The organism is Bartonella sp. HY328 (assembly GCF_025449335.1).
Taxonomy (GTDB): Bacteria; Pseudomonadota; Alphaproteobacteria; order Rhizobiales; family Rhizobiaceae; genus HY038.
Genome location: NZ_CP104883.1, coordinates 651,607 through 668,554 on the forward strand (window position 1 = coordinate 651,607; position 16,948 = coordinate 668,554).

Genomic DNA, 16,948 nt, shown 5'->3' on the forward strand with positions numbered 1-16,948 from the left:
ATGGTTAAACATATACTGGTTTTATCAAGCTATTGCTATTGTGCAAGCGCAAAATGCACAAAATTACTTTAGCTTAACTCTAACCGATTTTAATAGTTAAAGACAATGTATTTTTACATATTATCGGGCAGGGATGAAACTAAAAACTATTTTTATGAATAAGAGTATTTTAAGGTAGCAGCCAAAAACCAATGGCCGCAAAACCCACTGCAAAAAATGGGTCAATAAAGGCGGCTTTTGCGTTTAATTTGTTTTGGATTGGCGCAAGGGTAAGCAATAAGATGAGATAATAATAGACCAAGGTTAGAATTAAGAAAACGCCGCCAATGCTTATGGCAAAATTTTCAAAAATATAGGATGTTACGCCAATACGCCCTAAGGATAGCGAAAACATAACAAGAAAGGAGCTACAAAATATAAAGCAGATAATGCCTAAAAATGCACCTGTAAGAAATAGTATTATTGCATTTGGATTGTTTCTTGTTAGGCGTCCGGTTAAACAAATAAAGCAATAAAAAAAACAAAATGCTAACAGCGCTAGAAAAAAATATGCGCGATAGGGCTCAATTACATTAAGATAAAAATGTGGAAATATGCCCAAAATACAGCACGCAAGCATACCGCTTAAAAAAAAGCCAGTCACTGCAAATATGCTGGTATAACGCCCTGCAAGCAACGCTTGTCGGATAAAAAACAAGGGCTGTACAAAGGTGATAAACTGGGCAAAAGCCATAAAGATTGCAAAACTGCCCAAAAATTGCAGTATGAAAAAATGCATGAAATATCCATGTCTTATAAAATTGGTTTATTATCTTATATCCCAATTATTTATAAATTTGGCAATCGTTTATTTTGTTAACTCTAGTTAGCGATGATTTATTGGGGTAATGCTAGCTGACCATTATGAAAACTATTTAGAACCGAAATAGATTAAGATTTGAAACACAAGGGGAGGGTGCGGATTTCATAGTAGGCTATTTGAAAATTATTGCCAGCACTGAGAAAATTAACGAATAAGAAGACTGACTAACCGTGTTTGTGCCGGCGAAAAACCAAGCCTAATCGTGGTTAATCATAAAAACTTAGTTTTTAAAATATCACACTCGCATAGATATATAAGAAAGCTTGTGTTTTGCTAATGATCAAGGTGCGTATTAAAGCTCTGTATGGCTTGGCTCATACATAAGACTAAGTTAATGCGTAATTTAAACAAAGACTAAATCTTTATTTTTTAGTTTGGCTCTTAATTATAAAAGCAAAGTGCGAAACAATTATTGCTCTGAAATAGAAATACCATATCCATCAAAAGCTGTATCATTTGAGCTAGAGCTATTGGCGCTAATAACAGTTGAAATAATAATTAATGTGAACAGCATTGCGACTGTAACAAAGGCTGCTTTTTTAACGGTCATAGCGAAATTCCCTTGCTTTTCAAATTAGATGGTTAAGAAATTGAATGGTCAAAATCAGTTGGTAATTACATGAAGCTTCTTTAGCGTGAAGTTTTGCTTGCGACAATCATTAGTCATCAAAATTCTTACCTAATTGCTAATGAAATATGGGTTTTTACCAAGCTGTGTCCTTACTGCAACGCTTGTCTTACTGTTGACATAATATAACAGTGCTTGACCTTAAAAACCGCACGGTATATTCAATAGAAATGCGCGCAAATTACAAAATGCAACGACTTTTCGTTGATCAATCTTTCTCACATGATTCTTCATCTGCCACTGGTGTTAAGCTTGCTTTAGGTAAGGATCAAACCCATTATCTCGTCCATGTTTTAAGAATGACCTTAGGTAGTGAGGTTCTGCTTTTTAATGGTCGGGAAGGTGAATGGCGTGCAAAAATTATTGATGTTTCTAAAAAAACGGTTGTACTTGAATTACAAGCTATTGAAAGACCGCAACCAAAGCCCGTTGATCTGATTTATTATTTTGCTCCACTAAAACATGCGCGTCTTGATTACATGGTGCAAAAAGCGGTTGAGATGGGGGCGAGTACGCTGCAGCCGGTTTTAACTCAGCATACGCAGGTCACGCGCCTTAACCTTGAGCGTATGCAAGCCAATATTATCGAAGCAGCGGAGCAATGTGGTATCCTTACTGTGCCATCTTGTTTAGAACCTTTAAGTTTAGAACGGCTTTTGGCCAATTGGGACGAAAAGCGCCATTTAATTTTTTGCGATGAAGCGGCAGAAGGTGACAATCCTCTACCGATATTGCAAAAATTACCACGCGGCCCATTGGGGGTTATTATTGGTCCTGAGGGTGGGTTTAGTGACGGAGAGCGTAAATTAATCCGTAGTTGTTCTTATGCCCATGCTATTGCGCTTGGGCCGCGTATTTTAAGGGCGGATACGGCTGCGGTTGCCGCCCTTGCATTAATTGGTGCTACGCTTGGGGACTGGGTTTAAATTGAAACTTGGTATAAATGGTTTTTATAATGCAATAATAAGTGGTGCGAAAACAACCCAATAAAGTAACAATAAAGTACCAATAATTTAATTGCCTAGTCTAGTTCTTTGTATAACCATAGGCTTTTATTTTAAAGCATGAAGACATAGCCGAAATTATTATATATATGCATATAAGATATCGGTTATGGCTTATTTTATAAAAGTGAAAAATCATGCTTTATATTTTTACATTGATTAATATACTTATATTTGCACGCCAAGCTTTAACATGTAGGCGAAGTGATGCAATTTACAGCGTAATCGGCTTTGTATTAAGTGGTGTGATTATACTTCTGTTAGCAGATTTTACTAAAATGCCAGTCTGGAGTGTGTTCAATCAAAAAATTGTTGATTTTAAGCTTTATTTTGCGGTTTTTTGTTTTGCGTTCGGCTTTATTTGTATCATCGGCAAAATGGCATCACTCAATCGTATAAATGAAGATCCGATGCACGGCATAAAGCCGCTTAATTTTGTACTTGGCATTCTTCTTGGTTTTAATATTACATTTCTTTTTGCCCTTCATGATAGCGAAAAATTACATGATGAAAATTTAAGCACTATTCCAGAAGGTCTTATTATCCATAATATGCTCGTGCTATGTATCTGTGCGATAATTGCTGTAAGCCTTATTTTTGTTTTAACGACAAAACCAGTCTTTCGCAGACTGCGCCGCTATCAAGATGTTTTGGATCCGGTTTTTGGTGTCTTATTCGCAGGTCTTGGTATTTGGATTGTTTTAGCCGTGGCACCATTAAGGCTCTATGGCTAAGCAAAAAAGATACTCCACATATTCACTTTCCTGCTCATAGAGTTTTGCTTGTTTATTGTACTATTTCATTTCAACCAATAGATGTTGCCCCTATAAATGAAAAAGGCATATTTACATCCTTAAGATATAAATATGCCTTTTATTTAAAGCGAATTATCGCTTAATTGTCTAAGCTCTATTCAAGACCAAGCTTGCCGCGAAGTTCTGAAAGATCTTCTGCAAGAGTGTTTACAGCTGCTGATAGCGTATTGCGATCATCATCGGTAAGCTTTTCATAGCTTACATAGCCTTCACCTTCTTTATATTTGCTGAGAATTTGATCGACTGTATCAAAGTTTTCAGTAACTTTGGTTACAAAAGCTGCATCATCCTTGCCAAGGAAACCTTTGAAAAGATCGAAAATCTTGCGTGAACCATCAAAATTACCACGGAAATCCCAAAGGTCCGTGTGGCTATACCGGTCTTCTTCACCTGAAATCTTGGTTGCAGCAACTTCTTCCATCAAGGCAGCAGCGCCGCCAACAACGGTTTCTGGTGGGAAAGCAAGATCAGAAATACGTGCTTGCAAGTCTTTAACGTCCGTTAAAAGCTTGTCAGCTGTACCTTGGATATCGTCAGTGGTTTTGGTGTCCCACAAAGAATATTCAATGCGGTGGAAGCCTGTGAAATTTGGATCTTTTTCTTCTTTTTCAAAATCATCAGCACGGGCATCGATTGATTTATCAAGATCAGCAAAGAGTTCAGCAATTGGTTCAATAGCCTCATAGCTGATGCGGGTTGGTGCAAATAGTGCTTTAGCTTCGTCTACTTTGCCAGCCTTAATCGCTGCGGTAAATTTTTCGGTGTCTTCGACAAGCTTATCAACTTTTTCGCTAACATAAATCTTATATTCTGCAATCGGCGCAACAAGATCAAGCTCTGGCTCATTTGCCGCAAAAGCAGGTGTCATCAATGACATAAGACCAGCAATTGCTACAGCCTTTAAAGCCATTTTTCGCATCGGAAGTGCTTTCAAAAACATCGCTATTTCCTTTTCTATAGCTGTTCAACGAAAACGGTGGAGATTTAGTATAATCTACCACCTTTGATACATTGATGAGATATCCCAGCATATCAGCTAAAAAATCAATCATCATTTGTATTTATGATGATACCAATTTTAAATTGGATCGAAACCTTTGAGCATGAATGGAAAAGTTGACTAACGCAGTAGTCAAGAAAACCATGCCATTAAAGCAGCGACCTTTTCCATTCATCTTGATTTATTAGCTGGCTTTTACCGCTTCCATAAGCGAACGGCCTAACCAATCTTCATCATTTTGAACACCAGGCAGGGTGAAGAAATACCCACCACCTTCTGGCTTCAAATATTCTTCCAATGGTTCACCATCAAGTTGGCTTTGCACATGGATAAATCCATCATGAAGGCTAGCTTGATAACAGATAAATAATAGGCCTTGATCTAATTGGCCAGATTTGGTCACGCCATTGGAGTAATTGAAAGGCCGTCGCAAAATTTGATGTTTTTCCGAGTCTGCTGTTCTTGGGTTAGCAAGGCGAATATGGGCATCAAGCAATGTTACTTTGCCATCAGGATCCTTGGTATAATCTGGAACATCAGATTCTTTCTTGCCATCCATCGGCGCGCCACTATCACGCTTGCGGCCAAAAATGCGCTCTTGCTCCTGCAAGGGAGTACGATCCCAGCGCTCAACAAAATTGCGAATAATGCGCACAGCTTGATAGGAGCCGCCACGGGTCCATTCCGGTTCATTTTTGCGGCTGTCATTGACCCACAAAATACGATCCATCAACGCGCTATCATTGGTATCAGGATTGGCGGAACCATCGCGGAAGCCCAAGAAGTTACGGGCATTTTCAACTTCACCATTTGGTAATGGTGCAATGACCGGAACACTGCCTTCTTGCATCCATTTCATCACCAATAGGTTTGATAAGTTTTTATTAATGTCGCGCAATGCGTGAATAACCGTATCAATATCATTGGCACAAATTTGTATTGAAATATCGCCATGGCAGCGGCTTGCAACCAAAGCATCATTATGAAAGCCGGTCATTTGTTCAAGTTCTGCAGGCTTATGGGCCTTTAGCCAATCAAATTTTTCAAAGAGCGAATTGCCAAGCGCAACCGTTACCGTAAGGCCATTGGGTGTAATTTCTGGCCCCAAAATACCAGAATCATAAGGCGGTAATTTATCATCACGCTCTGGATAGCTACCACCCTTGGTTAAAAAGCGGATACGGTCGGTAAGACGGCGAAACAAATCTTCTAATTGCTCAGGTTTACTGACAACAACATTTAGTGCCGCCACAAGACCAGTTGCCGGTCGCGGGGTTAAGATACCTGCCTGATGCTCGCCATAAAAAGCGACAACATCTGATAAATTATCATTGCCCGTTGGTGCAGCTGTCACCGCTCCACTTTGCGCCAAATGCGCGGCTTTTGCATTATCTTGGGCAAATGCCTCATTGCCAGCTACCAAGGTCGGTGTGACTAATGCCGTTGCAGAGGCGGTTTTTAAAAACGAACGACGATTAAAAGGGCTTGATCCACTTTTGGTCATTATATTCTACTCCATTGGATTAAGTGACAGGTCTTATCCATCACCCAATCTCTTCATTTCACAGTGGTTCTTTATTGCTTGCGCATTACAAAACCACTTATTTTAAGGGGTTTAGTGCAACATTGGCGGCACTAAAACCCTAATTTCGCTTGTAACTGCATTAGCTGCTCCGAAAGCTTTTTTAAATCAGCTAAAAGAACTTGCTTTTTATCTGCTGCAAGTTCACCAGTTTCATTTACACCATCTTTGAAAATTGTGCTTAAAGCATCAAGATTTTGATTGATGTCTGTTTGCAATTGCGGTGCAGAATGCTGTGCAACTTCAGCCATGAGCGACGTGGTCTTTTTAATACCATCAATGCTGGCCGCCATTTCGGTTGCTTCACCCTTAGCCCAAGCATTAACACCATGATCACTCGTCAGCATATCAATAAGCTTTTGGGTGATATTTTCAGCACTTGTCAGCATTTCAACCGGTGCAACCTGATTGTCCTTTATGCGCTGGGAAAGGTCATTAGCCGCAGCCTCTAAATCGGCCATAAATGGTGCAAGACCGACGGTTGAATTTTGGCTCCAAAGCCCATATTCAATACGGTGGAAGCCAACAAAAGCTGTGTCATTCTCGCGATTGGCAAGATATTGGGCTTGTGGGTTCATCTTTGCTTCAAGATCTGAAAAACGCCCCGAGAACGTATCAAGCTTGCGATAGTGAAGACGGGCATCAAGCCAAGCTTTTTTGGCCGCATCAACATCATTGGCATCAATGGCTGTCTTAAGTGATTGCAGCGCAGTTGACATGCGCTTTGCTTCCAAAATGAGATAGACGCGATATTCAGATAATGGTTTTAGAAATTCGCGATTTCCCGGTTGCGCTGCTACGGCATCTTTCCACTCATCGCTTGCAGTGACAATTAGTTTGCCGCGTGGATTGGTAAGTAAACCGCAGGTAATCTCATATTCACCTGGTGCAAGGGTGGCAGATAAACGTGATTTAAATCCAGGTAAAATATTCTCACGCTCGGCAAGTACCATAACGCCTGATAAAATTTCCCATTCAACCGCACGATCTGACTTATTTTCAATTTCAAAAAAACGCTTGCCAGCAGGTACGGTCAAATTCATTGGATCGCAGCTATCGCTGCCCACTTTAACCGCAATGATATCATTAACATCTGTATCATCTGTGTGATTGCTGCTTGCCCACCACAATGTGCCAGCCGCAGCAACGGCCAAAACACATGAGCCGACCAAAGCAATCACCATAGGGGTTTTATTTGATTTTGGTGATGTCATGAAACTTACTTTCTATAATAAACACTATTTTTTTAGGTGCTTTACAGTCTAGCACCAAATTGACTTTGTATTGCTTAGTTTCTAAACAGCCACTTGCTTCTTAGGTGGTTTACTTTCATAAACATAAAAACCAAGAACTGGCACCAGATAAAGAAAATAGATCACCACTTCACCAATAGTTGGGGCAGAATTATAACCAAAGAACCCTGTCAAAAAAACACCTAAAGCGCTTTCCTTGGAAAGGATTGGCTCAATGTTAAAAGCAATGTCTTGTAGATGGTTCCAGATCCCGGCTCCATGCAGTTTATCAAGCGAACTTGCAGCAAGGCCTGCTGCCACAAAAATAATAAGAACCCCTGTCCAGCGGAAGAAAATACGCAAATTTAGTGAAATGCTACCTTTGTAAAGCAAGAAACCAATGGCACAGGCTAAAAGCATACCTGAGAGCGCACCCCATAAATTATCGGTTTCATTGCCTTGCTGAAACACGGCAAGTAAAAGGAAAATAGATTCCAATCCTTCGCGCGCTACAGCTAAAAAAGCCATTCCAATAAGGGCGAATGTTGTGCCTCTTGCACCAGATTCCTTTTGAGAAAAAGCCGCCTCCAACGAATCTTTTAATTCTCGGCCAACATTTGATGCGGCCTTTTTCATCCACAATATAACCCAAGTAAGCACACCAACAGCTAAAAAGCCAACAATTGCTTCAAACATTTCTTGTTGCTTTTGGGGAAACTCCGCGCGTATTGCTAAAATAATTGCTGCAATAAAAAGCACGAGAGCAATGGCTAAAAAAACACCAACCCAAATTGCGGGTAACCATTGACGTCGCCCCGTGCGTGTCAAATAGCCTGAAATGATAGCAACAATTAAAACCGCCTCAAGGCCTTCACGCAACATTATAAGAAAAGCAGCAGACATTAAATAAACTTTCTAAAACCCAAACCTTATAAAGGTATTCATTATATGATCATTATATGAGTGCAATTTCTCAATTTGAATGAAAAATTGCTAGCCCTTATAAATCTATTCTCATCTCTCACTTACATTATTAAAAATAATACTGACAAGAATCAGTTATTTAAAAAAACAAAAATAAATGGCTCATTCCACTTGAAAGGGTCTTTGCAATTGAAAAACCATTAATTCAACTAAAGTATAAAAATGAACATTTTCGCCACATGCTATCCATGAAAAAAAGCGAAATATCAAGTGCTGATAATACCATCAGCATAACACAGATTGGAAATAAAATTAAAGTATTAAACAAAAGATAATGTCAATTATTGTAACATTACACCAAATATTTACTAAGATATTTAGAATAATTATAAACTATATTGTTCAAAAATAGAATGGATTCATAAGATTTTGCAAACAGTAACGCAAACAAAAATTTAAATTTTTTTTGCAGGTAAATTAAATTCTATTTAATTTTTAATTTTACAAAATGGTGATCATTATCCAATGATAGGGCCAGTTTATATGCGTTATTTTGAATGAAACTAATTTCACCCATTTGCTGCATTGCAAGATAATTTTCGAAATGTAAAAAAATTTAACACTTATGTCACAATTCTGCTATTAAAACTTCACCTAATAAGTCAAGTGTTCAAGTGATGCTCTCTTTGGTTTTAAGGCTTTATTAAAAAGGCGCAATTGTTATTTCGTGATTTCGCCTAATTTTGTGTTCATAAACCAAATGGAATATTGCAAAATTAACAAAGTAAATTGGGTCGTTTTGTATCTCTATGGCTTTGTTATGAAAGGCACTGACCAAAATTAAAAATGAAAAAGTAAGATATTTTCTTTCTTTTTACTAAATACCGATTTTTTGTAACTAGTTTAAAAGGATAATAATTTTACCATAAATTCAAAGCTGCTATCTCTTGGCTATTTAATTTATTAAATCAACGCTAAAAACTACAATTCCCTTATGCCGCCATTTGGCTTAATAATTATGGTATAGCTTGCTTTGGTCGATGAAATTGCTTTAAAAAGACCAACAGAGATATATATGATTTAACAATAGCATTTGTGATTGAATTGCATTTGTGATTTTATTTCATTGATGGCATCAAATAGTGGTAATAATATTATTTAAATTGGCACAAAAGAAAGGTCAGCGCTTTAATGGAGTATCGCCAATGCAATTGAGATCTATAGTGAAATGGTTTTTTGCCGGTTTCCTATTTCTGATTTCTGTCAATTCGGCGATGGCAGATTTACGCGTTTGCAACACAACTCAGGATATTGTCGGGGTTGCTGTTGGATATCGTTCTGATGATGGTTGGGTTAGTGAGGGCTGGTGGCGCATTAATAAGGCAAGCTGTGAAACAGTTATTGTCGGTTCACTTTCTTCGCGTTTTTACTATCTATATGCCGAAGATGAAAGCGGCAAAAGCCGCTGGGATGGTCCTGTTACCATGTGTGGCACCGAAGCTGAATTTAAAATATCGGGCACCAATGATTGTTTTGCCCGTGGCTTCCAGCGTTTTGGCTTTCAGGAAATTGATACACAAAACCAAAAAAACTGGATGGTACAATTAACCGAACCAGTTATAACAAATCCTGTAATAAATAATTCACTGGTGACAGGGAGTCAAAATCCATGAGACGCAACCGTAATGTGAAAATTCTAGCTACCCTTGGCCCTGCTTCTTTTGACGAAACCGTAATTGAGCGGCTTTTTGTAGCGGGTGCGGATGTTTTCCGCATTAATATGAGCCATGCGGACCATGATACGATGCGTGCGCTCGTCCAGCGTATTCGTAATGTCGAAAAGAAACAAGGCCGCCCAATTGGTATTCTTTGCGATTTACAAGGCCCTAAATTACGCGTAGGTGCTTTTGCCGACCGAGCTGTTGAATTAAAGCAAGGGCAAACCTTTACTCTTGATCGTAATGAAGCGCCTGGTGATACCAATCGCGTTTATCTACCCCATCCAGAAATTTTTGCAGCGGTAAAGCCCGGAGACCGTTTGCTTATTGACGATGGGCGGCTTGAATTGGTTATCATTCAATGCGATCTTGATAAGATTGAATGTCGCGTTGTCGCAGGCACCAAGATTTCTGATCGTAAAGGTGTAAGCCTACCTGATACATTATTAGCCGTTGGCGCCATGACGGAAAAAGATCATCGCGACCTTGCCGCTATTGTTGAAGAAGATGTTGATTGGATTGCGCTATCCTTTATTCAACGTCCCGATGATATTGCCGAAGCCCGTAAAATCGTCAAGGGCCGCATGTCAATCCTATCAAAGATTGAAAAGCCGCAGGCATTGCTCCGCATTGAAGAAATTATTGATCAATCTGACGCGATCATGGTGGCACGCGGTGACCTTGGTGTTGAAATGCCGCTTGAAAGTGTCCCCGGTACCCAAATGCGGCTTATTCAAGCTTGTCGCAATGCTGGCAAACCAGTTGTTGTTGCAACGCAGATGCTTGAATCAATGATTAGTGCGCCTGTTCCAACACGCGCAGAAGTATCAGATGTTGCAACAGCAGTTTATGAGGGCGCTGACGCTATCATGCTTTCAGCAGAATCAGCTTCTGGCCAATATCCGATTGAAGCGGTACAGACTATGGATCGCATTGCGCAAAAAATCGAGCGCGATATTTTCTATAATGGTATGATTAATGCGCAGCATCCAAAGCCAATGGCAACCAGTGCTGATGCTATAGCCCTTGCTACCAGACAAATTGCTGAAACACTTAACCTTGCTGCTATTGTTGCCTATACAACAACGGGAACTACTGGCATTAGAACCTCGCGTGAGCGTCCACGCACACCGATTATTCTCTTATCACCTAAGGTTGAAACAGCACGCCGTCTTGCTATTGGTTGGGGTTTGCACTGCGTTGTTACCGAAGACGCAAAAGACCTTGATGAAGTGGTAGATCGTGCGGCAAAAATTGCCTGCAAAGAAGGTTTTTGTAAAACAGGAGAGCGCATCATCATTACCGCCGGCGTTCCTTTTGGTACACCTGGTTCAACGAATATGTTGCGCATTGCTTTTGTTAATGAAGATCATAAAGCTTGAGTGTTCACTCTACCTAGGTCTCATTAAGCGTAAAGCTAGTTAGTATTAAATAAAAGGCATTTCTATTATCGCAAGATATAGAGATGCCTTTTTTAGGTTAATCTGATTGAATTTAATATATGAGTGAACGCATTAAGACATTGACCATAATATCAATGGAAAGCCCAATATCACTGCAAGATTAATATAGTAAAAAAATAAAAGGCTCGAAAGCATTACGCATTCGAGCCTTTTTAAAATAGAAATTTATAATGTCAAATTAGAAAGAAGTGTTTTCTTCTTCCTCGTCTTCATCCTTACGCTTCATGGAAGAAAGCTTTGCAAAGATCTTGTCAGCATCAAGCTCTTCTTCTTCATGGCCGCGATCATAGCCATAATTTTCAGTCGCAGATGCTGGCAACAAGGTTTCATCGCGTGGCATATCAGCAGGGCGATTTTTAGCAGCTTTTTCAACTTCAATATCAAGATCAATCTGCGAGCAAAGACCAAGAGTTACAGGGTCACGCGCAACAAGAGTGCCTGAATTCCAGTGGGTGCGGGTGCGGATTTGCTCAATGGTTGATTTGGTTGTGCCAATAAGACGTGAAATTTGTGCGTCTTTTAATTCAGGATGGTTTTGCACAAGCCAGAAAATAGCATTTGGACGATCTTGGCGCTTTGAAAGCGGTGTATAGCGTGCCGTGCGGCGCTTGCTTTCAGGAATACGCACTTTTGGATCAGCTAATTTCAAACGTAAATCAGGATTTTGTTCGGCACGCTTAATGTCATCACGGCTTAATTGTCCGGTATTGATTGGATCAAGACCTTTAATGCCTTGCGCGGCTTCACCATCAGCAATTGCTTTTACTTCCAGTGGATGCAATTTGCAAAAAGCAGCAATCTGATCAAAAGATAAAGCAGTATTGTCAACAAGCCATACGGCGGTCGCCTTGGGCATCAGCAGCTGGTTAGCCATAGATATAATCCTTCTGTTCGCCCGCACCGGTTTTGCGGGACGTGGGTAAAAGCCACATTTTTTCCGGGAAATTTGTTATCCTTATATAGTGATTTTTATCTTGCGGCAAGTAGGCAATCAATAAAACCGGCTTATGCTATTAGTTTAGAAAACATCAATATAAGCTCATAACGCCAGCCGCTTGAAATTTTATAGCTGTCGTCTTACCTATAAAACATAATATTTATTATAAAAATGCGTTAAATCGGCTTTCAAATTTTTAGAAAATTATGGCAATCATTAATCTTCATAAAAACCATCCACTTGATGACGGGCGACAATCTGAACGAGCACTTTTTGTGCGGCGCGGCGTTATGCGACTATTATTAAGCCTTGGCTTTGCACCCTTAAGCGAATTATCGCTGGCAGATGGGCGGCGTGCTGATCTGTTAGCGGTGTCATTAAAGGGTGAAATTTGGATTATTGAAGTGAAATCTTCCATTGCTGATTTAAAAGCCGACAATAAGTGGCCTGATTATCGGGCATTTTGCGATCGGCTGTTTTTTGCAACCCATAGTGATGTGCCAATGGATTTATTTCCTGAAAATTGCGGATTTATCCTTGCTGATAGTTATGGCGGCCATGTCCTGCGTGAAGCACCAGAGCACAAATTAAATGCTGCACGTCGTAAAGCGGTGATCCAGCGGTTTGGCAGAGCCAGCGCCACACGATTAGCCCGCGCCGAGCTTGATGGATTAATCATTGACCAAAAGCAACTTGATTGTGAAAATACAGACTGAAAAGAAAAAATGGCTAAGGCCGTTGTTTTTTAAGATTTTTATTCCATTGTCTTTTGCTTGCGCTTTATTGACATAAAGATTTCTTTATGTCATTTAAGTGAAGCGGCGAGGGGGAGTTTGGCAAAACAATCTTTGTCCCGTGCCTAGATTGCAGGTTTCGCGCTTTTTAGTTTTAAGCCGAAGATTAAGCAATGAGCCTAGTATTTTATAACAATGCGCCGATAACGACCAAGGATCATGTATTATGAGCGAATCTTTCTCTTCACTTTTTGAAAGCAGTAAGGCAGCGGATGATCGCCTTGCAATGCTCAAAAAAGCCGCTAAAGAGCGCATTCTTATCCTTGACGGCGCAATGGGAACACAGATTCAAGGTCTAAGCTTTGAGGAAGAACATTTTCGCGGTCATCGCTTTGTAAGTTGTGATTGTTTGTTAAAAGGTAATAACGACCTTTTAACCCTTACCCAACCAAAAGCCATTGAAGATATTCATTATCGCTATGCCCTTGCTGGCGCAGATATTTTAGAAACCAATACTTTTTCATCAACCTCAATTGCGCAAGCTGATTACGGTATGGAAGCGGAAGTTTACGAGCTTAACCGCGATGGCGCACGTCTTGCTCGACGCGCAGCATTACGCGCGCAAGATTATGATGGCAAAATGCGCTTTGTTGCAGGTGCTATTGGGCCAACCAATCGCACAGCATCACTTTCGCCGGATGTTAATAATCCAGGCTATCGCGCTGTCACTTTTGATGATTTACGCATTGCCTATGGCGAGCAGATCAGAGGACTGATCGATGGGGGTTCGGATCTTTTACTGATCGAGACGATTTTTGACACATTAAATGCAAAGGCCGCTGTTTTTGCCGCTGAAGAAGTGTTTCTTGAAAAGAATATCCGTTTGCCGATTATGATTTCCGGTACGATTACCGATTTGTCTGGGCGTACCTTATCTGGGCAAACGCCAACCGCCTTTTGGTATTCACTCGCCCATGCCCAGCCTTTTTCATTTGGGCTAAATTGCGCGCTTGGCGCCCATGCGATGTATCCGCATATAAAAGAATTGTCGCAAGTAGCAGATACGCTCATTTGCGCTTATCCCAATGCTGGTCTTCCCAATGCTTTTGGTGAATATGATGAAAGCCCAGAGGCAATGGCAGAGCAAGTCGCCAATTTTGCTAAGGATGGTCTTATCAATATTATTGGTGGTTGCTGTGGTTCAACGCCTGAACATATTGCCGCTATTGCTGAAAAAGTTAAAGAATTTAAGCCAAGACAAATTCCAACAATTGAGCCACGTTTGCGCCTGTCAGGTCTTGAGCCTTTTACTTTAACTGATGATATCCCATTTGTGAATGTGGGGGAGCGCACCAATGTGACCGGCTCGGCCCGGTTTAAAAAGCTTATTACCGCAGGTGATTATAGTGCGGCATTAGAAGTTGCCCGTGCGCAGGTCGAAAATGGCGCGCAAATTATCGACATTAATATGGATGAAGGGCTCATTGATTCCAAAGCCGTTATGCATGAGTTTTTAAATCTGTTAGCAGCTGAACCTGATATTGCCCGCGTGCCGATTATGATCGACTCGTCTAAATGGGAAGTGATTGAAGCAGGTTTAAAATGCGTGCAAGGTAAATCCATCGTCAACTCAATTTCTATGAAAGAGGGCGAGGAAAAATTTATCGAGCAAGCTCGTCTTGCCCGCAGTTATGGTGCCGCCGTTGTCGTTATGGCCTTTGATGAAGTTGGCCAAGCTGATACACGCGAGCGTAAGGTAGAAATTTGTACCCGCGCTTATAATATTTTAACTCAGCAAGTTGGTTTTCCGCCGCAAGATATTATTTTTGACCCCAATATTTTTGCCGTTGCCACCGGTATTGAAGAACATAATAATTATGGCGTTGATTTTATTGAAGCAACCCATGATATTCGTGCCACCTTGCCGCATGTCCATATTTCTGGCGGTGTATCCAATCTTTCTTTCTCATTTCGCGGTAATGAACCGGTGCGTGAAGCCATGCATGCGGTTTTCCTTTATCGCGCCATTGCTGCCGGTATGGATATGGGCATTGTTAATGCTGGCCAATTGGCAGTTTATGACGCGATTGATCCAGATTTGCGTAAAGCATGTGAAGATGTGGTGCTTAATAGTGATGATGGCGCAACCGAACGCTTATTGACTTTAGCTGAAAATTATCGCGGTCAAGGAGGGCAAGTGGCACAAGAAAAAGATATGTCTTGGCGCCAATTGTCGGTTGAAAAGCGGCTTGAACACGCGCTAGTCAACGGTATTTCAGAATTTGTTGAGGCCGACACTGAAGAAGCAAGACTAGAAGCCGCAAAACCATTGGATGTGATTGAAGGCCCGTTAATGGCTGGCATGAATGTGGTTGGCGATCTTTTTGGCGCTGGTAAAATGTTTTTGCCACAAGTGGTTAAATCTGCCCGCGTGATGAAACAAGCCGTTGCGGTTCTATTACCCTATATGGAAGATGATAAATCCGGCAATACCCGCTCAAGCGCTGGTAAAATTGTTATGGCAACGGTTAAAGGTGACGTGCATGACATTGGCAAAAATATTGTTGGCGTTGTGCTTGCTTGTAATAATTATGAAATTATTGACCTAGGGGTCATGGTGCCGGCAGCTAAAATTTTAGAAACCGCCCGTGAAGTTAAGGCCGATGCCATAGGCCTATCAGGGCTTATCACGCCATCACTTGATGAAATGGTCAATGTTGCCAGTGAGATGGAAAAAGAAGGCTTTGATATTCCATTGCTGATTGGCGGCGCAACCACAAGCCGCGTTCATACAGCGGTAAAAATCCATCCGCGTTATCAACGCAGCCAAGCGGTCTATGTGCTTGATGCAAGTCGCGCGGTTGGCGTTGTATCATCACTCTTGTCGCCTGATAGCCGTGAAGCTACAATAAGCGATATACGTGAAGAATATGCAAAGGTTGCGAGCGCCCATGAGCGTGGGGAAGCGGCTAAAAAACGCTTACCGCTTGCAGAAGCACGCGCTAACGCTTTTAAGATTGATTGGCAAAATTATTCGCCACCAAAACCAACATTTCTCGGCACCAAGGTTTTTGAAGATTGGGATCTTGCTGACCTTGCCCATTATATTGATTGGACACCTTTTTTCCAGAGTTGGGAGTTGAAAGGGCGTTTTCCAGCTATTTTACAAGATGAAAAGCAAGGCGAAACGGCACGCCAACTTTATGATGATGCACGCCATATGTTGGATAAAATTATCAAGGAAAAATGGTTCCACCCAAAAGGGGTTATCGGTTTTTGGCCAGCCAATGCAATTGGTGATGATATTGCTTTGTTTACTGATGAAACAAGACGCGAGCAATTAACAACCTTTTATACACTTCGCCAGCAATTAAGCCGGCGTGAAAATGTTGCAAATCTTGCCTTGGCTGATTTTGTTGCACCGCAAACAAGTGGCAAAGCTGATTATCTTGGTGGCTTTGTCGTAACGGCTGGTAATGGCGAACAAAGCTTTGCCGAAAATTTTGAACGTGCCAATGATGATTATTCGTCTATTTTGGTTAAAGCCTTGTCTGACCGTTTTGCTGAAAGCTTTGCCGAGCGTATGCATGAAGAAGTGCGCAAGAATTATTGGGGCTATGCAAAGGATGAAGCTTTTACGCCAGAGCAATTGGTGGGGGAACCCTATAAAGGTATTCGGCCTGCGCCTGGCTATCCTGCCCAGCCAGACCATACTGAAAAACGAACCTTGTTTGATTTGTTAGATGCCACCAAAGCAACAGGGGTGGAGCTTACGGAAAGCTATGCCATGTGGCCAGGATCAAGTGTTTCTGGGCTTTATTTTTCACATCCAGAAAGCTATTATTTTGGCGTTGCCAAAGTTGAGCGTGATCAGGTGGAAGATTATGCTGCGCGCAAAAACATGCCGATTGGTGAGGTTGAGCGTTGGCTTGGGCCAATTTTAAACTATATGCCTAACAAGCTAGATGCGGCTTAATTGAAGGTTTAAATCTATTAAAGCCAAAGTAAGGCATAAAGGGCGCTGTAAAAGTGCCCTTTATTTTTCATCA

General features: G+C 41.0%; 13 protein-coding genes. 6 read left to right on the forward strand and 7 right to left on the reverse strand.

What is annotated here, in order from left to right:
• Positions 1–169 precede the first annotated feature (169 nt).
• Positions 170–778 (reverse strand): hypothetical protein, encoded by a 609-nt coding sequence (locus N5852_RS02685; RefSeq protein ID WP_262098862.1) that lies wholly within the window; start codon positions 776–778, stop codon positions 170–172.
• 493 nt (positions 779–1,271) lie between these two features.
• Positions 1,272–1,412, reverse strand: a complete 141-nt coding sequence (locus N5852_RS02690) for a hypothetical protein (protein WP_262098863.1) — start codon at positions 1,410–1,412, stop codon at positions 1,272–1,274.
• A gap of 248 nt (positions 1,413–1,660) precedes the next feature.
• Between N5852_RS02690 and N5852_RS02695 the strand changes: the two genes are divergently transcribed.
• Complete coding sequence (locus N5852_RS02695; RefSeq protein ID WP_262098865.1) at positions 1,661–2,416, forward strand: 16S rRNA (uracil(1498)-N(3))-methyltransferase; 756 nt, start codon at positions 1,661–1,663, stop codon at positions 2,414–2,416.
• Between the two features lie 356 nt (positions 2,417–2,772).
• Complete coding sequence (locus N5852_RS02700) at positions 2,773–3,228, forward strand: hypothetical protein (RefSeq protein WP_262098866.1); 456 nt, start codon at positions 2,773–2,775, stop codon at positions 3,226–3,228.
• A gap of 175 nt (positions 3,229–3,403) precedes the next feature.
• Here N5852_RS02700 and efeO (N5852_RS02705) read toward each other — a convergent pair whose 3' ends face one another.
• The 4 genes from efeO (N5852_RS02705) to efeU all read right to left on the reverse strand — a co-directional run bounded on the left by efeO (N5852_RS02705) (position 3,404) and on the right by efeU (position 8,026).
• Complete coding sequence (gene efeO, locus N5852_RS02705) at positions 3,404–4,249, reverse strand: iron uptake system protein EfeO (RefSeq protein WP_315973232.1); 846 nt, start codon at positions 4,247–4,249, stop codon at positions 3,404–3,406.
• 244 nt (positions 4,250–4,493) lie between these two features.
• On the reverse strand, positions 4,494–5,813 hold the full coding sequence (efeB, locus tag N5852_RS02710; protein WP_262098867.1) for an iron uptake transporter deferrochelatase/peroxidase subunit: 1,320 nt from the start codon (positions 5,811–5,813) through the stop codon (positions 4,494–4,496).
• A gap of 131 nt (positions 5,814–5,944) precedes the next feature.
• Entirely contained in the window at positions 5,945–7,105 is a 1,161-nt protein-coding gene (efeO, locus tag N5852_RS02715; RefSeq protein ID WP_262098868.1) for an iron uptake system protein EfeO, read from the reverse strand.
• An 81-nt stretch (positions 7,106–7,186) separates the two neighbouring features.
• Positions 7,187–8,026, reverse strand: a complete 840-nt coding sequence (efeU, locus tag N5852_RS02720) for an iron uptake transporter permease EfeU (protein WP_262098870.1) — start codon at positions 8,024–8,026, stop codon at positions 7,187–7,189.
• A gap of 1,226 nt (positions 8,027–9,252) precedes the next feature.
• On the opposite strand from efeU, the gene N5852_RS02725 reads away from it, so the two are divergent.
• Both N5852_RS02725 and pyk read left to right on the forward strand, forming a co-directional pair.
• On the forward strand, positions 9,253–9,720 hold the full coding sequence (locus N5852_RS02725; RefSeq protein WP_262098872.1) for a DUF1036 domain-containing protein: 468 nt from the start codon (positions 9,253–9,255) through the stop codon (positions 9,718–9,720).
• Entirely contained in the window at positions 9,717–11,147 is a 1,431-nt protein-coding gene (pyk, locus tag N5852_RS02730; RefSeq protein ID WP_262098874.1) for a pyruvate kinase, read from the forward strand. Before N5852_RS02725 ends, pyk begins: the two co-directional genes overlap by 4 nt.
• Positions 11,148–11,406: 259 nt before the next feature.
• Here the strand turns inward: pyk and N5852_RS02735 are convergent, their stop codons facing one another.
• Positions 11,407–12,102 (reverse strand): DUF1013 domain-containing protein, encoded by a 696-nt coding sequence (locus tag N5852_RS02735; RefSeq protein ID WP_262098876.1) that lies wholly within the window; start codon positions 12,100–12,102, stop codon positions 11,407–11,409.
• A 269-nt stretch (positions 12,103–12,371) separates the two neighbouring features.
• Here N5852_RS02735 and N5852_RS02740 point away from each other — a divergent pair, with 269 nt between their 5' ends.
• Together N5852_RS02740 and metH are read left to right on the forward strand one after the other, a co-directional pair.
• Positions 12,372–12,881 carry an MmcB family DNA repair protein gene (locus N5852_RS02740; protein ID WP_262098878.1) on the forward strand — a complete coding sequence of 170 codons (510 nt, stop codon included), beginning with the start codon at positions 12,372–12,374 and terminating at the stop codon, positions 12,879–12,881.
• A 244-nt stretch (positions 12,882–13,125) separates the two neighbouring features.
• Positions 13,126–16,875 carry a methionine synthase gene (gene metH / locus N5852_RS02745; RefSeq protein ID WP_262098880.1) on the forward strand — a complete coding sequence of 1,250 codons (3,750 nt, stop codon included), beginning with the start codon at positions 13,126–13,128 and terminating at the stop codon, positions 16,873–16,875.
• Positions 16,876–16,948 lie beyond the last annotated feature (73 nt).